The organism is Rhizorhabdus dicambivorans, assembly GCF_002355275.1.
GTDB classification, from domain to species: Bacteria; Pseudomonadota; Alphaproteobacteria; order Sphingomonadales; family Sphingomonadaceae; genus Rhizorhabdus; species Rhizorhabdus dicambivorans.
Genome location: NZ_CP023449.1, coordinates 4,640,099 through 4,660,547, shown reverse-complemented (window position 1 = coordinate 4,660,547; position 20,449 = coordinate 4,640,099). Strand labels below are relative to the sequence as shown.

Genomic DNA, 20,449 nt, shown 5'->3' with positions numbered 1-20,449 from the left:
CGATGCCCGTCAAGAACGCTGCGCGGCTTTCTTGGTACGAAGCGTGGGATCCGCCGCCGCAGGATCGTCGGGCCAGGGGTGGCGCGGATAGCGGCCGCGCATCTCCTTCGCCACTGATGCCCAGCTGCCGGACCAGAAGCCGGGCAGGTCCTTGGTGGTCTGGATCGGCCGTCCGGCGGGCGAGGTCAGCCGCAGGGTCAGCGGCACCCGGCCGCCCCCGACCATGGGATGCCGCGCCAGCCCGAACAACGCCTGCGGCCTCACCTCCACGGCGGGGCCGCCTTCGGCCGCATAGTCGATCGGATGTTTGCTCCCGGCCGGCGACTGAAGATGCTCGGGCGCCAGCCGGTCCAGCGCCTGCCGCCCGTCCCATCCCAGCAGATCGTGGAGGGCGTGCGAAAGTTCGCCGGCCGAGATATCCGACAGCCGTCGCTTGCCCTCGGCAAGCGGCGCGAACCAGTCGTCGAGCGTCAGCATCAGCGTGTCGTCGGAGAGGTCAGGCAATTCGCCCCCCTGTTCGGCGGCGAAGGCGGCGCGGGCGCGCAGGCCCTGCACTCCGTCAGGCCAGGCCAGCAGGCCAAGGCCCCGTGTCCGCACCGCGTCGATCAGCGCGGCGCTGATCATCGCAGGCGAGGCGCTCTCGTCGCGTCCGGCCGCCAGCACGATTGCCCCCAGCCGCCGCTCGCGGCGCGCCTCGACCGCGCCTGTCGCGGGATCGAACCGCGCGGTGCGGCGCAGCTCGATATGGTCGGCGAACAGCCGCTCGACATCGCCCGCCTCGATCGGTGCGGCCGACAATATCCGCGCGCCGGAGGCCGCACCCTGTATCTCCGCGACCGCCAGCCATTCGTTGCGCGCCAGCGGTGAGGTGGGATCGAGTCGGAAGCCGCGCCCACCGCTCGAAATCCATTCCTCGCCCGATGCGGTGCGCCGCTTTGCCACGCGATCGGGATAGGCGAGCGCCACCGATGCCGCGATCATCGCGTCGTCGCGTCCGCGCGCCCCCGAAAGCCGCGCCCAGCGCCCGGCGAGCTGGCGCGCGCCTTCAGCCCGCTTGCCGCGCTCGCCCCGCCACCGGCGCAAGCGCAGTTCCAGATCGGCATCGCTGCCGCCAAGGCCGCGTTCGGAAAGCAGCACCGCCACCTCGGCGGCGGTCTCGGCAAAGCCCTGCTCGGCGGCGCGGATCAGCATATGGCCCAGGCGCGGCGGCAGCGGCAGCGCGGCGATCGCCTTGCCATGGGCAGTGGGCCGGCCGTCTTCGTCCAGCGCGTCGAGCCGCCCGAGCCGCTCGCGCGCTTCCCCGATCGCGGCGGCCGGGGGCGGGTCCAGCCAGCGCAGGCTGCCGGGATCGGCCACGCCCCAGATCGCGCAGTCGAGCGTCAGCGCCGACAGGTCGGTCTCCAATATCTCGGGCGGATCATATTTGGGCAGGCCCGCCGTCGCGGCCGCCTCCCACAGCCGGTAGACCACGCCGGGCTGCTGGCGCCCGGCACGGCCGGCGCGCTGGGTGACCGCCGCCTGGCTGGCGCGTTCGGTGACGAGCCGGGTCATGCCCGCCGCACGGTCGTAGCGCGGCCGCCGGGCGAGCCCCGAATCGACAACGACGCGCAGTCCGTCGATGGTGATGCTGGTTTCGGCGATCGCGGTGGCGAGCACCAGCTTGCGCCTGCCGGCAGGGGCGGGGGCGATCGCGGCGCGCTGCTCGGCGGGTTCGAGCGAGCCGTGCAGGCGATGGAGCACGACGTCGGCGGGCAGGCTGCCCTCCAGGCGCTCGGCGGTGCGCTCGATCTCGGCGACGCCGGGCAGGAAGGCGAGCAGGCTGCCCGTCTCTTCGGCAAGCGCGCGGCGGATGGCCGGAGCCATGTCGTCCTCGATTGGCTTTTCTGCCGAGCGGGCGACATGGCGGATGTCGAGCGGGAAGCTGCGCCCCTCGCTCTCGATCAGCGGGGCGGGCTGCTGCGGAGCCCTGGCCATCAACGCGGCGAAGCGGCCTCCGTCGAGGGTGGCGGACATCGCGACGAGGCGCAGGTCGGGCCGCAGCGCCGCCTGCGCGTCGAGCGCCAGGGCGAGGCCGAAATCGCTGTCGAGGCTGCGTTCATGGACCTCGTCGAACAGCACGGCCGACACGCCCGGCAGATCGGGATCGGCCTGGATGCGGTTGACGAAGATGCCTTCGGTAACGACCAGGATGCGGGTACCCGCCGACTGTTTCGTGTCGAGCCGGGTGGCATAGCCGATCGTCTTGCCGACCGCCTCGCCGGCCAGTTCGGCCATCCGCTCGGCCGCCGCGCGGGCGGCGAGTCGCCGGGGCGAAAGCAGCAATATCTGCCCGTCGCACCAGGGCTGTCCGAGCAGCGCCGGCGCCACCGCCGTCGTCTTGCCGGCGCCCGGCGGGGCGACCAGCACGGCGTTCGGCCCATCGCGCAGCGCGGCGATCAGATCGGGCAGGACGGCGTCGATCGGCAGCATGGGCGTGGGTTTGGACGCTTCCCCCCTCCCTTTCAAGGGAGGGGGCCAGGGGGTGGGTGCGGCGCAGCCGCAAAATCCGACAAGGCTCCCCCACCCCCCGGCCTCCCGCACTTCAAGGGAGGGGAAGAGGTCAGTAGGCCCGCGCTACCGCGAACTGCGCCGCCTCGGTGAGCGCCGCCTTGGCCACGCCGTTGGGGAAACCGGCCAGCGCGTCGATCGCGCGCTGGGCATAGAGGCGGGCGCGGGCGGCGGTGTCGGCAAGCGCGCCGGTGCCGCGCAATATGCCGGTCGCCCGCACCAGATCCTCGTCCTCGTTGCGGAGCCCCTCGATCGCCTCGCGCAGGAATTCGCGGTCGGCGGGGTTGGCGCGGGCGTAGGCGAGGATCACGGGCAGGGTGACCTTGCCGTCGCGGAAATCATCGCCGGCATCCTTGCCCATCGTCGCCCCGTCCGAGACATAGTCGATCACGTCGTCGACCAGCTGGAAGGCGATGCCGAGATAACGCCCATAGGAATCGAGCGCCTCCTCTGCCGCCGGTTCGCGCTCGGCGACCACGGCGGCGATCTTGCAGGCGGCGGCGAACAGCACCGCCGTCTTGGCGGTGATGATCTCCAGATAGCGTTCCTCGCTGGTCTCTATCCGGCGCTGCGCGGTGAGCTGGTTCACCTCGCCCTCCGCGATCACCGCCGATGCGTTCGACAGGATGCGCAGCACGCGCAGCGAGCCATCCTCGACCATCAGCTCGAACGCGCGGCTGAACAGGAAATCGCCGACGAGAACGCTGGCCGAATTGCCCCAGATCATGTTGGCGGTGCTGCGCCCGCGGCGCAGGCCCGACTGATCGACGACATCGTCATGCAGCAGGGTGGCGGTGTGGATGAACTCCACCGTGGCGGCGAGCTTGTGGTGCCGCTCGCCATGATAATCGAGCAGCTTGGCGCAGGCCAGCGTCAGCATCGGCCGCATCCGCTTGCCGCCGCCCGCGATCAGGTGACCCGCCAGCTCCGGGATCAGCGGCACATCCGATTGCATCCGCGCCAGGATGACGCTGTTGACCGCATTCATTCCCGGGGCGACGAGCGCCATGATCGGGTCGAGCGACGGCTGCGCCTCGCGGCGGATCGGGGTGACGGTGGCGGTCATGGGCGTGCCCATGGGCTCCGCGGCGTCGAAACGCAAGAGCGTAAGCCGCCGTAACGGTTTGATTCGGGGGCCAATCGCCCGGCCTGCCCCAACTCGGCGCTTGCCAAGGCGGGGGCTGTCCACAATAGGCATGGGACGGGCAAGACAAGGGGACGCCGCTGCATGGCCGATGAGACGCTGAGCCGCTACCGCGAGAGCATCGACAATATCGATGCGGCGCTGATCTTCATGCTCGCCGAGCGGTTCAAGATCACCCAGGCGGTTGGCGAGCACAAGGCGAAGACCGGCCTGCCGCCCGCCGATCCCGGCCGCGAGACCGTGCAGATCGAACGGCTGCGCAATCTGGCCAAGAGCGCCAATCTCGACCCGGATTTCTCGGAGAAGTTCCTGCGCTTCATCATCGACGAGGTGATCCATCACCATCGCAAGGCTGGGGCGCAGGGATAAGCCTTCCAGATCCTCCCTATGCGAAGCATGGGGAAGGGGACCGCGCCGCAGGCGTCCCGCCCCACGGGCAGGGAGAATCTTTCAACCCAGCCCTTCCGCCATTTCCGCCAGCTTCAGCCAGCGCATCTCGGCTTCTTCCTTCTTGCCCCGGGCCGTCTCGATCGCCTTCATCAACTGATCGAACTTCGCCGGGTTCTTCGCATAGAGATCCGGATCGGCCATGGCGGCCTCGTCGCGGGCGATCGCCGCTTCCAGCTTCTCGATCTCGCTCGGCAGCATGTCGAGATCGCGCTGGTCCTTGTAGCTCAGCTTGGTCCTGGCCTTGGGCGCCGCCACCTCCGTCCTGGGCGCGACGGACCGCTTCGTCTCGGTCCTGACGGTCCGCTGCCTTTCCCAGTCCTCATAGCCGCCGACGACGATGTCGACCTTGCCCGACCCGTCGAGCCCCAGAGTAACCGTGACCGTGCGATCGAGGAAGTCGCGATCGTGGCTGACGATCAGGACGGTGCCCTCATAATCGGCGATCACCTCCTGGAGCAGATCGAGCGTCTCGAGATCGAGATCGTTGGTCGGCTCGTCGAGCACCAGCAGGTTGGAGGGCCGCGCGAATTCGCGGGCGAGCAGCACGCGGGAGCGTTCGCCGCCGGAGAGCGTTCCCACCTTGGCGTCGGCGATCGACGGCTCGAACAGGAATTCCTTAAGATATCCATGGACATGCTTGCGCACGCCCTGGACCTCGATCCAGTCCCCGCCATCGGCAAGGACGTCGCGCACGCTCTTTTCGGGCGCCATCAGCTTGCGCTGCTGGTCGATGATGATGCCGTTCAGCGTCTTCGACAGCTTCACCGTGCCGCTGTCGGGCGCGATCTCCCCGGTCAGAAGCTTGAGCAGGGTCGACTTGCCCGCGCCGTTCGCGCCGACTACTCCGATCCGGTCGCGCCGCGTCACCCGGAAACTGAAATCGCGGATGATCGTCCGCTCTCCGAACGCCTTGGTGACATGCTCGGCGTCGATCACCACCTTGGTCTTGGTATCGTCGGCGGCGATGGCGATCCTTGCGGTGCCGGGCGGCCCGAGCATCGCCTTCCTCTGTTCGCGCATCTCATAGAGCTTGGTGAGCCGGCCCTGGTTGCGCCGCCGCCGCGCGGTGACGCCGCGCAGCTTCCAATGCTCTTCGATCTTGAGCTTTGCATCGAGCCGCTCGGCGTTGCGGGCTTCCTCCTCATAGACCCGGTCGGTCCATTCCTCGAAGCCGCCGAAACCGACCTCATGGCGCCGGATGCCGCCGCGATCGAGCCACAGCGTCTGGCGGGTCAGCCGGGTCAGGAAGGTGCGGTCATGGCTGATTGCGATGAACGCGCCGGTATATCGGCCGAGCCAGGATTCGAGCCATTCGATCGCGGCGAGATCGAGATGGTTGGTCGGCTCGTCCAGCAGCAGCACATCGGGTTCCTGCGCCAGTGCGCGGGCGATGGCGGCGCGCCGCCGCTCGCCGCCGCTGGCGCTCGCCGCCTCGCGGGACAGGTCGATGCCGATCTGGTCGGCGATCGCCTCCACCGCATGGGCGTCGGGCGCATCGGGGGCCGCCAGCGCGAAATCGCGCAGGGTGGCATGGCCCGCCAGCGAAGGTTCTTGCTCCAGCAGAATCACTTTGGTGCCGGGCACGATCGTGCGCAGCCCCTCATCGGCATCGATCCGGCCGGCGAGCAGCTTGAGCAGCGTCGTCTTGCCCGCGCCGTTGCGGCCGATCAGGGCCAGCCGGTCGCGGGGGGCGATGTGGATGTCGAGGCCCCGGAACAGCCAGCCGCTGCCCTGGTTCAGGCCGAGATTCTGATAGGATAATATGGGAGCGGCCATGTGTCTTCGCGGTGCAACAATGGGAGATTTTCGCCAGGGCAGGAACATTCATGCCCTATTCAAGCCCCTGACCCTATGCCAATAGCCCATGTCAATGCGTAAACCCCTCGTCGCCCTTTTGTCGGCGCTGCTTTTCGTTGCCGCATCCCCCGCCTCGGCGGAGCGGAATCGCGTGCCCGAGCAGGATGCGCTGCGCAACGGCGTCCGTTCGGGCGAATATATCCCCTATCAGGAGATGCGCGCGCGCGCGCAGGGTCGGGTCGACGGCCAGATGATCGGATCGGAATTCGATCCGGGAACCGGACGCTACCGTTTCAAGTTTCAGCGCGGCGGTTCGGTGATATGGATGGACATGGACGGCCGCACCGGCCGCGAAGTCGGTCGGGTCGGTCAATAAACATAAAGGGGATAGTCCCATGCGCGTCCTGATCGTCGAGGATGAGCCCAATCTGGGCCGGCAGCTCCGTGCCACGCTGGAGGGCGCGGGCTATGCGATCGACCTCGCCACCGATGGCGAGGACGGCCATTTCCTTGGTTCCACCGAAGCCTATGACGCGATCATCCTCGATCTTGGCCTGCCCGAGGTCGACGGCCTGACCGTGCTCGACCGTTGGCGCCGCGAAGGCCGCGATACGCCGGTGCTGGTGCTGACCGCGCGCGACAGCTGGTCGGACAAGGTGGCCGGGCTGGATGCCGGCGCCGACGACTATCTCGCCAAGCCCTTCCAGACCGAGGAGCTGATCGCACGCCTCCGCGCGCTGATCCGCCGCGCCTCGGGCAACGCCTCGTCGGAACTGACGGCAGGCGACGTCCGCCTCGACACGCGCAGCGGCAAGGTGACGCTGGCGGGCGAGCCGGTGAAGCTGACCGCGCAGGAATATAAGCTGCTCAGCTATCTGCTCCATCACAAGGGCAAGGTGGTGAGCCGCACCGAGCTGATCGAACATATCTACGATCAGGATTTCGACCGCGATTCGAACACGATCGAGGTGTTCGTGACCCGCATCCGCAAGAAGCTGGGCCAGGATGTCATCACCACGATCCGCGGGCTTGGCTATTCGCTGGATGACCCGGCTTAAGCGAGGCCTCGCCGCCGCGCGCGCCTGGTTCCTGAAACGGCGCCACACTGCGGGCGCGTCCACGGGCTCGCTCACCCGCCGCATGATCTCGATCGCGGCGCTGTGGATCAGCGTGCTGCTGGTCGGCGGCGGCTTCGCGCTCGATCGCGTGCTCAGCGAGGCGATCACCCGCAATTTCGACGCCCAGCTCGAATATGTGCTGACTGCGATGATCGGCTCGGCCGAGATCGGCCCCGACGGGGAGGTGCGCTTCAACCGGCCGCTCGGCGACCAGCGCTTCCTGGAGCCCTATTCGGGCCTCTACTGGCAGGTCTCGGCGCCGACGCACGAGCCGTTCCGTTCCCGATCGCTGTGGGACCGGGCGCTGCGCCAGGGCGAGAAGCATGACGGCCAGACCCTCCATGTCGCCGACAGCGACGAGTTCGGCGGGGAGCCGCTGCGCATCCTCGACCGCGAGATACGGCTGCCGGGATCGCCGGTCGAATGGCGCTTCCAGGTCGCCGCCAGCCGGGCCGGGCTCAATGAGCAGATCGCCGTGTTGCGGCGGACGCTGGTGCGCTCCTTTGCGATCCTCGGGCTGGGGCTGATCATCCTGGCTGCGCTGCAGGCGACCTATGGCCTCTGGCCGCTGCGCAGCCTGCGCCGCGCCGTCGCCAAGGTCAGCGCCGGCACCAGCTCGCGGATCGAGGCGCAGTTCCCGAACGAGGTCCGTCCGCTGGTCGAGGAACTCAACGACCTGCTGACCCACAATGAACGCCAGGCCGAGGAGGCGCGCCGCCACGCCGGCAATCTCGCCCATGCGCTCAAGACCCCGCTGACCGTGCTGATGAACGAGGCCACCGCCGGTGGCCCGGAGCTGGCCGAGACCGTCATCCGGTCGACCACGACGATGCGCCGGCAGGTCGATCACCATCTCGCCCGTGCCCGCGCGGTCGGCCGCCGCGCGAACGCCCAGGCCCGTTCGGAAGTCTGGCCGTCGCTCAAGGCGGTCGAGCGGGCGATGAGCCGGATGCACCGGCACGTCACGGTCGATCTTGCCGGCGACCAGAAGGCGACGGTCCATGTCGAGCGGCAGGACCTCGACGAGATTCTCGGCAACCTGATCGAGAATGCCGCCAAATATGGCCAGGGCCGGGTGTTCGTGACGGTGGTGCGCGAGATCGCCGACTTCCCCGCCAACCGAAAGCCGAACGTCGTCGAGATATTGATCGAGGATGACGGCCCCGGCATCCCCGAAGCCGAACGCGGCAAGCTGTTCGAGCGCGGCGCCCGGCTCGACACCGGCAAGCCCGGGACCGGCCTCGGCCTCGCAATCGTGCGCGACGTGATCGGCATCTATGGCGGAACCATCACGCTCGAGGAAAGCGAGGATCTCGGCGGACTGCAGGTACGCCTCAGGCTGCCAGCGGCGGCGTAGCCCTCTCCCTTTTTTCCTCCGATATGGTGATATCGCGGATGGAGCGGCGGCGCTTCCCGCCCTATGCCCCTACGGTAGCCGCGGCAGCGGGAACGGCCGATCCGGCGAGCAGGGGAAAACATGTCGACGCCGACCAGCAACTCCGTCACGGCCGAACGCATTACCCTGCCGGCGGATCCCGACCTGTCTTCACTGACTCATGGTAGCCGGTGGGTCGCCACGGGCGCGACGACATCGCTGACCTACAGCTTCCCGATCAACGCTGGCAACTGGGCCAACCCCTATTCCCCGTTGAACGAGCCTTCGACGGGAGGCGTGATCCCGCTCGATGCGGCGGCGGCCACGGGGGCGGTTACGGCGCTTCAGCTGTGGAGCCGCTACGCCAATATCAGCTTCGCCGCGACCAGCGATACCGGGGCAAATGTAGGTGACATTCGATTTGCCTATACCAGGGATGAAGACGCTGCAGCACACGCCTATCTCCCATCCAGTGGCCCGGCAGCGGGTGACATATGGCTCGATAGCACCACGGATTTCGGCGGCTTCGAGCGGGGGTCGTTCGGGCTCTTCACCCTGCTGCACGAAGTCGGCCATGCCCTGGGCCTGAAGCATCCCTTCGAAAGCTCCACTCTCAACGAGCAGATATTGGATCCCGAGCTGGACTCCGTGAACAGCACGGTGATGTCCTATAATCTCTATTCGGATTTGCCCGCCTCGGATTACGGCATCAGCTATCTGCCGACCACGCCGATGCAGCTGGATATCGAGGCGGTCCAGGCGCTCTACGGCGCCAGGCCGTTCAACACCGACGACAACGAATATGTGTTCAATTCGGGGTCCCAATATTTCGAGACGATCTACGACAGCGGCGGCAACGATACGATCATCTGGAATTCATCCACGGAAGAAGCCGTGATCGATCTGGAATCCGGCAGTTGGAGTGCGCTGGGGGATCCTCTCATAACCTTCGATCGGCAGGGGGAGGTCGTGAAGGTTGACTATTTCACCGTCGCGATCTTCTCGGAGACGATGATCGAAAACGCCACCGGGGGCGGTGGCGATGACCTGATCTACGGCAATGCAGTCGCCAACCGTCTGCTCGGCAGCGACGGGCACGACGACATCTTCGGCTATGAGGGCGCCGACACGCTCGTCGGGGGGGCGGGCAACGACCATCTCTACGGCCGTGCCGCATCGGGCGGGGCGGACGGGGAGGACAGCCTCTCGGGAGGAGCTGGAAGCGATTATCTCCAGGGCAATGCCGGCAACGACATGCTGGACGGCGGCGAGGGCTCGGATCGCATCAACGGCGGTGGCAGCGACGACAGCATCTTCGGCGGAGCGGGCAACGACACCGTCAACGGGAACCTGGGATCGGATGTCATCAGCGGAGGCGATGGCGACGATTCGCTGCGTGGCGGCCAGGGTGCGGATTCAATCAGTGGCGGTACCGGCAACGACATCCTCTCCGGCGATCTCGGCGAGGACATATTGAGCGGCGGCGACGGCAACGATCTTTTCGTGGTCGGCGGGTCGGGCTCGCCGCTCGCCCAGCCCGATCGAATCCTGGATTTCACCGATGGGACCGACTGGGTCGCGATCGGCTTTGCGCCTGCTGCGATACTGACCGGCGCGGCCCAGGCAAATGCGGGCGCCGCCGCGACGACGGCCCAGCAACTGCTCGACAATCGAGAGGGTAATGGCGAGGTGGCGGCGCTGGCCGTGGGGGCCGACACCTATCTTTTCTATGCCAGCAATGGCGGTGGCATGATCGATTCCGCGATAGTGGTCGTTGGGATCGCCCCGCAGGCGTTTGGCGTCGCGGACTTCGGTTAGACTAAACGCTCTTCCCCGCCCGCCCGGCCAGTTCCACCACATATTGCCAGGCGACGCGCCCTGAGCGGCTGCCGCGCTGGGTGGCCCAGGCGATCGCGTCGAGCGGTTCGAAGTCGAGGCCGAAGCGGTCGGCATAGCCGCGGACCATCGCGACATAGCTGTCCTGGTCGCAGACATGGAAGCCCAGCGACAGGCCGAAGCGGTCGGCCAGCGCCAGCTTGTCGTCGACTACGTCGCGCGGGTTGATAGGGCTGTCCTGCTCGCGCAGGTCGCGCGAGACGATGTGGCGGCGGTTGGCGGTGACGTGGAGCCGGGCATTGGCCGGCCGCGCCTCGGCGCCGCCCTCCAGCATCGAGCGCAGGATACGTGGCCCCTGCGATCCGGCGGCATCGTCGAAGCCGAGATCGTCGAGGAACAGGATGAAGGCGCGCGGCACATCGGCGATCAGATCGAACAGGCGGGGCAGGTCACCGATCCGGTCGCCCGGTATCTCGATCAGGGCGATGTCGCACCCTTCGCCCCGCAAATGGCCCACGGTGGCCTTGACCAGCGCCGATTTGCCCGCCCCGCGCGCGCCCCACAGCAGCACGTCGTGCGCCGCAGCCCCCGTCGCCAGCCGCCGGGCGTTGTCGAGCAGCGCGGCTTTCTGGCTGTCGATCCCGGCCAGCAGCTCGATCGGCAGCGGTGCGAAGGCACGGGTCTCGGCCAGGCCATGGTCGCGCCAGACATAGGCGGGGTGCGCGGCGGGATCGGCATGCGGCGCGGGCGGCGGCGCGAGACGGTCGAGCGCGTCGGCGATGCGGGCGAGAAGGGCGGGATCGGTCATGGATGGGGCGAATAATCAAACTCTCCCTGTCATGCCAGCGAAGGCTGGCATCCATGTCTGTTCTCTCCCCGGATGCCATCTCATGTGAAGAAAGACATGGATGCCAGCTTTTGCTGGGGTGATGGTCGATCACGCCTCGATCGCGTACTGCTTCAGCAGATCGTAGAGGGTCGGCCGGCTGATCCCCAGCATCTTCGCCGCGCTCGATATATTGCCCTCGCTGCGCGCGATGGCGCGGGTGATGGCGGCGCGGTCGGCGGCCTCGCGGACGGCCTTGAGGTTGAGATAGCCGCCGTCCTCGCGGTCCGGCGTCAGATCGAGGTCTTCGGCCGTCACCAGCTTGCCGTCGGCCATGATCACCGCGCGCTTCAGCTTGTTCTCCAGTTCGCGGACGTTGCCGGGCCAGCTCCAGCCGTCGATCGCGGCGAGCGCGTCGGGCGCGAAACCCTTGACGTGCGAATCCATCTCGCGGGCGAGGCGGCGAAGCAGCGCTCGGGCGATCAGCAGCGCGTCGCCGGGCCGCTGCGACAGGGGCGGGATGCGCACCACGATCTCGGCGAGGCGGTAGTAGAGATCCTCGCGGAAGCGCGTCTCGGCGATCATCGCGTCGAGATCCTGGTGGGTCGCGCAGACGATCCGCGTATCGACGGGGATCGTCTTGCGGCTGCCGATCCGCTCGATCACCCGCTCCTGCAGGAAGCGCAGCAGCTTGACCTGGAGCGGCAGCGGGATGTCGCCCACCTCGTCGAGGAACAGGGTGCCGCCCTGCGCCAGTTCGATCTTGCCTTCGGTGGTCTTGATCGCGCCGGTGAAGGCGCCCTTCTCATAGCCGAACAGTTCGGCCTCAAGCAGGTTCTCGGGGATCGCGGCGCAGTTGATCGCGACGAAGGCGCCTCCGCTACGCTTGCTCGCCTGGTGGAGCATGCGCGCGAGCACCTCCTTGCCGGTGCCGCTGGCGCCGAGCAGCATCACCGAGACATCGGTGTTCGCCACCCGCTCAATCGTGCGGACCACCTTGAGCATCGCCGGATCGTTGGTGAGCAGGCCGCTTTCCCCGCCGTCGCCCTGCGCCTGGAGCCGGGCATTTTCCCGCTCCAGATCGTGCAGGTGGAAGGCGCGCGCGACGATCAGGCCCAGCTCGTCGATGTCGACCGGCTTGTGGTAATAGTCATAGGCGCCCGCCGCGACCGCGCGCAGCGCCCCTTCCCGCGCGCCATGGCCCGAGGCGACGATCACCTTGGTATCGGGCTTCAGCGCGAGGATCGCGTCCAGCGTGGCGAAGCCCTCGCTGGTGCCGTCCGGATCGGGCGGCAGGCCCAGGTCGAGCGTCACCACATTCGGCTCATAATGGCGCAGCGCATCGATCGCGGCCTGCCTGGTGGTGGCCGAGATGACCTCATAATCCTCATAGGCCCAGCGCAGCTGCTTCTGAAGGCCCTCGTCGTCCTCGACGATCAGCAGGCGGGGTTTGGCATTGCTCATGCGCTGGCTCCCGCGATCGTGCCGCTGAGCAGCGCGGCCATGGGCAGGGTGATGGTGAAGCGGCTGCCCTCGCCCTCGCGGCTCTGCACGTTGAGCCGCCCGCCCATGCCGACGACGATCGCGCGCGCCTCATAGGCACCGATGCCGAAGCCGCCCTCCTTGGTCGAGGAAAAGGGATGGAACAGCCGCGAGCGGATGAACTCGGCCGACATGCCGCAGCCCTTGTCCGCGACCTCGACCACCGCCTCCAGCCCGCGCCGGGCAATGACGATCTCGACCGGTTCGCCGCCGCTGGCATCGATCGCATTCTGGACGAGATGGCCGAGCGCCTGTTCGAACCGGTCGGGATCGACGGTCGCCATCACATCGTCCTTGCTGACGATGCGTACCGGATAGGCGCGGGCGCGGTCGCGCAGGGTTTCCTCGACCAGCAGGCGTAGCGAATGCGGCGCGGGCTCGTCGGGGCGGGCGCGGTGATGCTGGGACAGGCGCGCGAGCAGATCGTTCATCTTGCCCACCGAATTCTGCAGCGTGTCGATCATGTCGGCGCGGAACTCCGGCTTGTCGGCATGGCGTTCGGCGTTGCGCGCGAGCAGGCTGAGCTGGCTCACGAGATTCTTGATGTCGTGCATGATGAAGGCGAAGCGGCGGTTGAACTCGTCGAATCGGCGGGCATCCGAAAGCGCCTCCTGTCCACGCGCCTCCGCCAGATAGCTCGCAACCTGCCGCCCCGCCACCCGCAGCAGATCATGATCCTCATCATCGAGCAGGCGCGGTTCGCGCGGCCGTTCGAGCAGCACCGCGCCGACCAGCCGGTCGAAATGGATCAGCGGCACGATCGCCCAAGCGACCTCCTCCGCGATCATCCATTCGGGAACCAGGGGCAGCGCGGCCGGCTCCTCGCCCTGGCGGATGCGCGCGATCTCGATCACGTCGCCCTGGGCTTCGAGCAGGGTGGCGAGATCGGGTCCGGCCGCCGCGACGGGCGCGTCCAGCTCCTGCCAGTTCCAGCGTGCCGACGCCTCCAGCCCGCCGTCCGGGCCGCGCAGCAGCAACAGCCCGCCGGGGCAGTCGAAGATGTCGGCGATCGCCTTCACGGTGCGCTCGGCGAGCGGCGGCGCGGCCTCGCCCGGCTGGCCGACCGTTTCGGTGAAGCGCCGCCATTCGAGGCGATAATCATAGCGATGGTGGAAGAGGTGACGGCCGAGCGCCTTCTTGAAGCGCTGGCGATAGCGGGTGGACGGAAACAGCGACAGCGCGAAGGCGAAGAAGGCGGCCGCCAGGGTGAGCTGGGGCAGCCATCGCTCATAGCCGCCCAGGGCGAGCAGCCTGTCGGTCAGCACCATCGCCGCCAGATAGGCGCCGCTGAGCACCAGGGTCAGGGTCTGGAAACCCGCCGAGCGCGACGCGCGGACCCGATCGAGCGTGGCCAGCCGGCTGACGGTGACCAGCATCGGGGCGATCAGCACCATCAGCATGCCGCGCAGTGCGAACAGCCCCATCGGCCAGCCGTCGATCAGATAGGCGACGGTCGCGATGTTGAGGTCGAAGCCCCACATCACCGCCAGCGCCAGCATGGGGGAACCGAGCCCGAAACGCGCTTCGGGGGAAGCGGCGGTGTAGAGATTGTGGAGCAGGCAGAGCCCGCCGATCGTTACCAATATGCGCAGCGCCTGCCCCGATACGAACAGGCCCTGCTGGATGCGCGGGCTGCCGGTGAAGGCGAACGGCAGCAGCTTGATCACGATCGCGGCGACGATCAGCGTCCCCAGCAGCACATAGATGGCGAGGATCACGGGCCGGCGCCGGCCCGCCGCGGTCGGTGGCTGGAGCGCGAACAGGAAGCCCAGCCAGGCGGCATCGGCAAGGCTCTTGGCCACGCTCGACGATATGCCGCCGGCGCCATAGCGCGCGACAAGCAGACACCACAGCGCGGTGAGCCCGCAGGCCAGGGTCAGCGCCACCCGCCGGGGGCCGCCGGTCCGCACCGTCATCTGCCAGCCGACCAGCGCCGCGAACATGAAGGCGGCCAGCGCATGGCCCCACTGGATGCCCGCAAAGATTACTGGTTCGGGCAGGCTGGTCGCATAGACGGTCGGCATTTCCGCCTGTTGCGCGAGCATTGCCGCTTCGAGGCCCCGTGCCATCGGTAGCGCCGGCCCTAGCGGGCCCCTTCGGCCCAGAGCAGCACCCGCACCGTCTGCAGCATGATCAGCAGATCGAGGAAGGGGCTGTAGTTCTTGGTGTAGTAAAGGTCATATTCGAGCTTGTGGCGGGCATCTTCCAGGCTGGCGCCATAGGGATAGTTGATCTGCGCCCATCCGGTGATGCCGGGTTTCACCATGTGCCGTTCGGCATAATAGGGTATCTGCTTTTCCAGCTCGGCGACGAATTCGGGGCGCTCGGGGCGCGGACCGACGAAGCTCATGTCGCCCCGCAGCACCGTCCACAGCTGCGGCAGCTCGTCGACCCGGATCAGCCGGATGATCCGGCCGATGCGGGTAACCCGGGCATCGCCCTTCTGCGCCCAGATCGCGTTGCCGCCGGCCTCCGCATCCTGCCGCATCGAACGGAGCTTCAATATCTCGAAGGTGGCGCCATAGCGGCCGACGCGGACCTGGCGGTAGAAGGCCGGGCCGGGGCTGTCGAGCTTCACCAGCAGCGCCGTCACGACGATGATCGGCGCGGTGATTGCGAGCAGCGCCGCGCTCATCACAAGATCGAAGATGCGCTTGAGCCCCATCGACAATTCGCGGCCCGAGGAGAAGCCATCCGAGAAGATCAGCGAGGAGGGCCGGATCGTGTCGAGGTCGATCCGTCCGGTCTCGCGTTCGACGAAGTCGGAGATGTCGGTAACGTGGACGCCGGTGGTCTTGAGCCGCAGCAGCGCGTCGACCGGCACGGTGTTCCGCCGCTCGTCGAGCGCCAGCACCACCTCATTGGCCTCGGTCTTCTCGACCAGCTGGCCAAGGCTCTCTACATCGGTGCGCGAGATCGCGGTTTCGATCTGTGGCGGCGCATCCTTCATGTCGACGCAGCCGACGATCAGGAAGCCTGCCCCCATCCGCTTCTCCAGATCCGCGACCCGTTTCGCCCGCCGGCCGGCGCCGAGCAGCAGCACCCGCCGCTTGAAGGTGTCGCCGCTGACGAAGCCGCCGAGCAGCACGCGCACCATCAGCAGCAGCACGACCGCGAGGATCATCGAATAGAGCGAGTTCGATCGCCACAGCGTGATGCCCGGCGATATGAAGTTGAGCACCGAGATCAGGATCACGCCCAGCGAGATCGCCACCAGCAGCCGGGCCGCGGCAAAGCGGAAAGTCTGCATCGATTCGGCGGCATAGACACCGACCCCGATCATCGGCGCCTGGATCGCCAGCGCGAAGCTCAGCAATTGCGGCAGGCGATTCCATAGCGGCCCGGGATCGGCGCCGATCTGCCGCATGCGCAATACCCAGCCGGCCTCGGCGACCAGCAACAGCACCGCGAAGTCGGCGACGCACAGCACCAGCACCGGATAGGCGATATAATGCTTGAACAGCCTTACCATCGCCTGCGCCGCGCCAGCGGTTTCATATCCTCGTCCATGAAACCCCCTTGCCGCTCGTCCATTCTGTAGCCGATAACGACAACCTCTTCTGGACCATGGAGCGGCCCATTTCCACCACCTTAATCACGCCCGTCATCCTGTCGGGTGGCTCGGGAACACGGCTCTGGCCCCTGTCGCGCTCGAAAAAGCCGAAGCAACTGCTCGCGCTGACCGGCGAGCGGACGATGCTTCAGATGACGGCGGCGCGCTGTATCGACCGCGCCCGTTTCGGCGCCCCGATCATCGTCACCAATGCGCTGCACGCGACGGAGATCGCCGCCCAGCTGGCCGAGGAAAAGCCGGCGGCGATCATGCTGGAGCCGGCCGGCCGCAACACCGCCCCCGCGATTGCGCTGGCGGCGCTCGAATCCGCGCCTGCGACGCCCCTGCTGGTGATGCCGAGCGATCATGTCATCGAGGACTGCCCCGCTTTCCTCGCCGCGATCGAGAAGGCGATGCCGCTGGTCGAGGCAGGGTGGCTCGTCACCTTCGGCATCACGCCCGACAAGCCCGAGACCGGCTATGGCTATATCCGTCGCGGCGAAAGCGTCGCGCCGGGCGTCCACAAGGTCGATGCCTTCATCGAAAAGCCGAACCTCGCCCGCGCGCAGGCTTATCTGGCGGAAGGTAGTTACAGCTGGAACGGCGGCATCTTCCTGTTCCGCGCCGATGCCTATCTCGCCGCGCTGGAGCGGTTCGAGCCCGAGATGCTCGCGGCGGTGCGCGCCTCGCTAGACGCGGCGGCGCGCGAAGGGGCGATGGTCATTCCCGCAGCCGAGGCCTTTCTGTCGAGCCGTTCCGAATCGATCGACTATGCGGTGATGGAAAAGGCCGAGCGGGTCGCGGTCGTCCCGGTCGACATGGGCTGGTCGGATGTCGGCAGCTGGGACGCGCTGCACCTGCTCGGCGTGCCCGATGACAACGCCAACGTGCTGCAGGGCGATGTCGTCGCGATCGACACGCGGGGCTGCATGATCCGCAGCGAAGGGCCCGTCGTGACGGCGGTCGGCATCGAGAATCTGATCGTGGTGGCCACCCGCGATGCGGTGATGATCCTGCCACGTGGGGCGAGCCAGGAGGTCAAGAAGATTGTCGAGGCGCTGAAGGCGAGGGGTCATGAGACCCTCGACGCGCCTTTCTGAGCGGACCGGCCATCCTTCTGGCGAAGTGACGCGGCGCGGACGGCCCCCGAGAAGGCAGAGACGATCGAGAGGAGAGATTGATGCCGGAACTGCGTAAATTGGGAAGCACCGGCCTGTCGGTCGCACCACTGGTCGTCGGCGGCAACGTGTTCGGCTGGACGATCGATGAGGCAACCAGCTTCGCCGTGCTCGATGCCTTCGTGGATGCTGGTGCGACGATGATCGATACCGCTGACGTCTATTATGCCTTCGCCCCCGGCAATGTCGGCGGCGAATCGGAAACGATCATCGGCAAATGGATGAAGGCACGCGGCAACCGTGCCGATGTCCAGATCGCCACCAAGGTGGGCCTGTTGGCGATCGACGGCGACAAGGGCCTCAAGCCCTCGATCATCATTGCCGGTATCGAGCAGTCGCTGCGGCGGCTGCAGACCGATTATATCGACCTCTATTACGCGCATTTCGACGATGATTGCGCGACGCAGGAGGCCGTGGCCGAAGCGTTCGACGGGCTCGTCCGCGCGGGTAAGGTGCGCGCGCTCGGCGCCTCCAATTTCTCGCAGGACAGGCTGGCCTCCGCGCTCGCCCTGTCCGAGGCCAAGGGTCTGGCGCGCTATGGCGCGCTCCAGCAGCAGTTCAACCTGATGGCCGAGGACAGTTTTCCTGCTGATTATCGGGCGTTCTGCATTGAGCAGCAGGTCGGCGGGCTTGCTTATTTCGGGTTGGCAAGCGGGTTTCTCACCGGCAAATATCGCAGCGCCGGGCAGGTCGCGGGCTCGCGGCGCGAGCACTCGCTCAAGCATTTCTTCACACCGCGCGGCGACGCCGTATTGGCCGCGCTTGACGGGATCGCGGCCGAGACCGGAACTACCCAGGCGCAGATCGCCCTGGCCTGGATATTCGCGACGCCCGGCCTGACCGGCGCACTAGCGAGCGCGACCAGCGTCGCGCAGGTCGAAAGTCTGATCCCCGCGATGGAGCTGGCGCTCGATGCGGAGCAGATGCGGCGTCTGAACGAGGCGGCGGCAACGCCGTCCTGAATCGGCACGGCGGCGCCGGCCGGTCAATCCCCCACGAACGAAAAGGGTGCCAGCCCCCGCTCACGCTCGTTGATCGTCAACGGCCGTCCTGCCGGGGGCGCGGCGCGCTGGACGCATTCGATGCGCTGGCAGCGCGTGCAGCCGAGCCCGATCGGTTCCGCCGGACCCGCGAAATCGATCCCCCGCGCCAGCGCGAGGCTGTGGGCATGCTCGGCGGCAAGGCCCAGCGCCACGACATGTTCGGCGGCCGGCACGCCCGCCGCCCCGCCATGGTGCCGGACGCTGCGCGCGATGGTGAACCAGCGCGAGCCGTCCTCGAGCTCGGCAAGCTGCTGGATCATGCGCCCCGGCTGGTCGAAGGCCTGGTGGATGCCCCAGAGCGGGCAGCGATGCACCGCGTCGATCAGCGCCGATCCGCTCGCCCCGGCATAGCCCTTGGAGAGCTGGCCGGCACGGTCGATCCGCAGCATGAAGAAGGGCAGGCCCCGCGCGCCGACCCGCTGGAGCGTGGTCAGCCGATGGGCGACCTGCTCATAGCCCGCGCCGAAGCGGCGCTGGAGCAGCTGGATGTCATAGCCCGTCGCCTCGCAGGCGCGTAGAAAGCGGCCATAGGGCATCATCAGCGCCGCCGCGAAATAGGAGGTGACATGGCGACGGTACAGCCGCTCGGCAGGGCGATCCCCGAAGGCCGCGCCGGATACCAGCGCGTCGATCTCGCCCTTGGCCTCGATCTGGGCAAGCTGGAAAGCCGCCTGGAAAGTGCGTGCCGCCGGGTCGAGCAGTTCGGAAAGCTGAAGCTGGCGGGCATGGAGGTCGAGCCGGCGCAGGCGATCGGGCATCACATCGAAGGGCAGGATGCGGATCGCGAGCTGGTGCTTGACGCGCAGCCGGTCGGTGATCGCGCCGTAAAGATCGCCGGCGCCTATCCGCAACTCATCGGCCAGCCCCTCGGCATGCGCGTCGAGATCGGCGAAATGATTGCGCCAGCGCTCGATCTCGCGGCGTGCGGCGGCGACCGGGCCCGGGCCCTGCTCGGCCGCGCCGCCGCCTCCTTCCCGCCAATGGTCGAACAGCCGGGCGAAGGCCTCGGCGGCGGTCGGGGCGTTGTCCAGCCAGGCTTCCAGTTCGGCCCGGTCGATCGAGAGATCGGCGAACAGGGGGTCGCTCAGCCGGCGTCGCATCGCCGCAGCGCCACCGCCCGGTTCCTGCTGGCTGAGGCTGCGGATGTCGAAGTCGAACAATTCGGCGAGGCGCAGGATCAGTCCGGCGGTGAGCGGCCGGCGGTTGCCCTCGATCAGGGCGAGATAGCTGTCGGAAATGCCCAGCATCTCGGCCATCGCCTGCTGGGTGAGGCCCTGGTCACGCCGTAGCCGCTTGACCCGCGGCCCGGCGAATATGCCCTGCTTGGCCATGAGGCGTCCTTCGTAAAGATCTTACAAAATTACATGGTTCCTATCAGGGGAAGCGACATCTGGACATCAAATTCGGGACGCTCCGGATGGCCGCCTGCTCGGTTGTCGAGCAAAAGAGCCGCAGAACCTGATTGCCCGTACAGGCCGCGTCCCCCCGGTTTGTAAGCAGGCCCACCGTCTTTTCCTGGGGAGGAAGAGAAACGCCCGCCAGGCCCCGGCCTGGCGGGCGTCACTCATTCGGACTGGATGAATCGATGAGCCGAGACAGCGGGGCGATTGATTAAGCCCACTTTCTCCGCCATCTAGGATGGATCAGGGTGCAACAGGGAATATCGATCGTGAGCCAGCCCCCTGCGGGAACGAGGGTACTGATCGTCGAGGATGACACGATCATCGCGATGACGGCGGAAGACATGCTGGAGGAGGTAGGCTGCAGGACGGCCGCCGTGGCCGGCTCCGTAGCCGAGGCACTGGCGCGCGCCGCCGACACCGAATTCGACATAGCGCTGCTGGACCTCAATCTGAAGGACGAGAACAGCCTGCCGGTGGCCCGCGCGCTGCGCGACAGCGGCAAGCGCTTCGTGTTCGCGACCGGCTATGACGGCCTGCCCGCAGACAGCGGCTTCGCCGATGCGCCGGTGATCTCGAAGCCCTACCGGATAGAGCAGCTGGCGACGGTGATCGCAAACACCCTGGCGGCCTGAAGCCC

16 protein-coding genes are annotated in these 20,449 nt (G+C 67.5%); 8 read left to right on the top strand and 8 right to left on the bottom strand.

Annotated elements, in window-relative coordinates:
* Positions 1-9: 9 nt before the first annotated feature.
* Positions 10-2,469 carry an ATP-dependent helicase HrpB gene (gene hrpB, locus CMV14_RS21955; RefSeq protein WP_066965699.1) on the bottom strand — a complete coding sequence of 820 codons (2,460 nt, stop codon included), beginning with the start codon at positions 2,467-2,469 and terminating at the stop codon, positions 10-12.
* Positions 2,470-2,599: 130 nt separating this feature from the next.
* Positions 2,600-3,625, bottom strand: coding sequence for a polyprenyl synthetase family protein (locus CMV14_RS21950; protein WP_083215957.1), 1,026 nt, complete (start codon positions 3,623-3,625; stop codon positions 2,600-2,602).
* 150 nt (positions 3,626-3,775) lie between these two features.
* Between CMV14_RS21950 and CMV14_RS21945 the strand changes: the two genes are divergently transcribed.
* Positions 3,776-4,060 carry a chorismate mutase gene (locus tag CMV14_RS21945; RefSeq protein WP_066965701.1) on the top strand — a complete coding sequence of 95 codons (285 nt, stop codon included), beginning with the start codon at positions 3,776-3,778 and terminating at the stop codon, positions 4,058-4,060.
* A gap of 81 nt (positions 4,061-4,141) precedes the next feature.
* On the opposite strand, the gene CMV14_RS21940 is transcribed toward CMV14_RS21945, so the two are convergent.
* Positions 4,142-5,917 (bottom strand): ABC-F family ATP-binding cassette domain-containing protein, encoded by a 1,776-nt coding sequence (locus tag CMV14_RS21940; RefSeq protein WP_066965703.1) that lies wholly within the window; start codon positions 5,915-5,917, stop codon positions 4,142-4,144.
* A gap of 94 nt (positions 5,918-6,011) precedes the next feature.
* Between CMV14_RS21940 and CMV14_RS21935 the strand changes: the two genes are divergently transcribed.
* The 4 genes from CMV14_RS21935 to CMV14_RS21920 all read left to right on the top strand — a co-directional run bounded on the left by CMV14_RS21935 (position 6,012) and on the right by CMV14_RS21920 (position 10,249).
* Positions 6,012-6,314 carry a PepSY domain-containing protein gene (locus tag CMV14_RS21935; RefSeq protein ID WP_238147117.1) on the top strand — a complete coding sequence of 101 codons (303 nt, stop codon included), beginning with the start codon at positions 6,012-6,014 and terminating at the stop codon, positions 6,312-6,314.
* A gap of 19 nt (positions 6,315-6,333) precedes the next feature.
* Complete coding sequence (locus CMV14_RS21930) at positions 6,334-6,996, top strand: response regulator transcription factor (RefSeq protein ID WP_066965710.1); 663 nt, start codon at positions 6,334-6,336, stop codon at positions 6,994-6,996.
* Positions 6,983-8,413, top strand: coding sequence for a sensor histidine kinase (locus CMV14_RS21925; RefSeq protein ID WP_066965713.1), 1,431 nt, complete (start codon positions 6,983-6,985; stop codon positions 8,411-8,413). The genes CMV14_RS21930 and CMV14_RS21925 overlap by 14 nt, the downstream gene beginning before the upstream one ends.
* Positions 8,414-8,533: 120 nt before the next feature.
* Positions 8,534-10,249, top strand: a complete 1,716-nt coding sequence (locus tag CMV14_RS21920) for a M10 family metallopeptidase C-terminal domain-containing protein (protein WP_066965716.1) — start codon at positions 8,534-8,536, stop codon at positions 10,247-10,249.
* A gap of 1 nt (position 10,250) precedes the next feature.
* Here the strand turns inward: CMV14_RS21920 and CMV14_RS21915 are convergent, their stop codons facing one another.
* The 4 genes from CMV14_RS21915 to CMV14_RS21900 form a co-directional block, all read right to left on the bottom strand.
* Positions 10,251-11,075 (bottom strand): ATP-binding protein, encoded by an 825-nt coding sequence (locus CMV14_RS21915; RefSeq protein ID WP_066965718.1) that lies wholly within the window; start codon positions 11,073-11,075, stop codon positions 10,251-10,253.
* A 129-nt stretch (positions 11,076-11,204) separates the two neighbouring features.
* Positions 11,205-12,557, bottom strand: a complete 1,353-nt coding sequence (gene prsR, locus CMV14_RS21910) for a PEP-CTERM-box response regulator transcription factor (RefSeq protein ID WP_066965720.1) — start codon at positions 12,555-12,557, stop codon at positions 11,205-11,207.
* Positions 12,554-14,704: an XrtA/PEP-CTERM system histidine kinase PrsK gene (gene prsK / locus CMV14_RS21905; protein ID WP_238147116.1), complete on the bottom strand. Its 2,151-nt coding sequence runs from the start codon at positions 14,702-14,704 to the stop codon at positions 12,554-12,556. The genes prsR and prsK overlap by 4 nt, the downstream gene beginning before the upstream one ends.
* Before the next feature lie 14 nt (positions 14,705-14,718).
* Positions 14,719-16,107, bottom strand: a complete 1,389-nt coding sequence (locus CMV14_RS21900; RefSeq protein WP_066965723.1) for a TIGR03013 family XrtA/PEP-CTERM system glycosyltransferase — start codon at positions 16,105-16,107, stop codon at positions 14,719-14,721.
* Between the two features lie 95 nt (positions 16,108-16,202).
* Here CMV14_RS21900 and CMV14_RS21895 point away from each other — a divergent pair, with 95 nt between their 5' ends.
* Positions 16,203-17,288, top strand: a complete 1,086-nt coding sequence (locus CMV14_RS21895; RefSeq protein WP_066965800.1) for a mannose-1-phosphate guanylyltransferase/mannose-6-phosphate isomerase — start codon at positions 16,203-16,205, stop codon at positions 17,286-17,288.
* Positions 17,289-17,368: 80 nt separating this feature from the next.
* Positions 17,369-18,328 (top strand): aldo/keto reductase, encoded by a 960-nt coding sequence (locus CMV14_RS21890; protein WP_066965725.1) that lies wholly within the window; start codon positions 17,369-17,371, stop codon positions 18,326-18,328.
* Positions 18,329-18,351: 23 nt separating this feature from the next.
* Here the strand turns inward: CMV14_RS21890 and CMV14_RS21885 are convergent, their stop codons facing one another.
* Positions 18,352-19,740, bottom strand: coding sequence for a helix-turn-helix domain-containing protein (locus CMV14_RS21885; protein ID WP_066965727.1), 1,389 nt, complete (start codon positions 19,738-19,740; stop codon positions 18,352-18,354).
* A gap of 338 nt (positions 19,741-20,078) precedes the next feature.
* On the opposite strand from CMV14_RS21885, the gene CMV14_RS21880 reads away from it, so the two are divergent.
* Positions 20,079-20,444: a response regulator gene (locus tag CMV14_RS21880; protein ID WP_066965803.1), complete on the top strand. Its 366-nt coding sequence runs from the start codon at positions 20,079-20,081 to the stop codon at positions 20,442-20,444.
* Positions 20,445-20,449: the final 5 nt, after the last annotated feature.

Excerpts from the sequence above, each read along its gene's own strand:
- CMV14_RS21940 (WP_066965703.1), bottom strand. The coding sequence starts at position 5,917 with ATGGCCGCTCCCATATTATCCTATCAGAATCTCGGCCTGAACCAGGGC.
- CMV14_RS21915 (WP_066965718.1), bottom strand. The coding sequence starts at position 11,075 with ATGACCGATCCCGCCCTTCTCGCCCGCATCGCCGACGCGCTCGACCGT.
- CMV14_RS21950 (WP_083215957.1), bottom strand. The coding sequence starts at position 3,625 with ATGGGCACGCCCATGACCGCCACCGTCACCCCGATCCGCCGCGAGGCG.
- CMV14_RS21900 (WP_066965723.1), bottom strand. The coding sequence starts at position 16,107 with ATGGTAAGGCTGTTCAAGCATTATATCGCCTATCCGGTGCTGGTGCTG.
- CMV14_RS21920 (WP_066965716.1), top strand. The coding sequence starts at position 8,534 with ATGTCGACGCCGACCAGCAACTCCGTCACGGCCGAACGCATTACCCTG.
- CMV14_RS21935 (WP_238147117.1), top strand. The coding sequence starts at position 6,012 with ATGCGTAAACCCCTCGTCGCCCTTTTGTCGGCGCTGCTTTTCGTTGCC.
- CMV14_RS21930 (WP_066965710.1), top strand. The coding sequence starts at position 6,334 with ATGCGCGTCCTGATCGTCGAGGATGAGCCCAATCTGGGCCGGCAGCTC.
- CMV14_RS21925 (WP_066965713.1), top strand. The coding sequence starts at position 6,983 with ATGACCCGGCTTAAGCGAGGCCTCGCCGCCGCGCGCGCCTGGTTCCTG.
- prsK (WP_238147116.1), bottom strand. The coding sequence starts at position 14,704 with ATGGCACGGGGCCTCGAAGCGGCAATGCTCGCGCAACAGGCGGAAATG.
- hrpB (WP_066965699.1), bottom strand. The coding sequence starts at position 2,469 with ATGCTGCCGATCGACGCCGTCCTGCCCGATCTGATCGCCGCGCTGCGC.
- CMV14_RS21895 (WP_066965800.1), top strand. The coding sequence starts at position 16,203 with ATGGAGCGGCCCATTTCCACCACCTTAATCACGCCCGTCATCCTGTCG.
- prsR (WP_066965720.1), bottom strand. The coding sequence starts at position 12,557 with ATGAGCAATGCCAAACCCCGCCTGCTGATCGTCGAGGACGACGAGGGC.
- CMV14_RS21890 (WP_066965725.1), top strand. The coding sequence starts at position 17,369 with ATGCCGGAACTGCGTAAATTGGGAAGCACCGGCCTGTCGGTCGCACCA.
- CMV14_RS21885 (WP_066965727.1), bottom strand. The coding sequence starts at position 19,740 with ATGGCCAAGCAGGGCATATTCGCCGGGCCGCGGGTCAAGCGGCTACGG.
- CMV14_RS21945 (WP_066965701.1), top strand. The coding sequence starts at position 3,776 with ATGGCCGATGAGACGCTGAGCCGCTACCGCGAGAGCATCGACAATATC.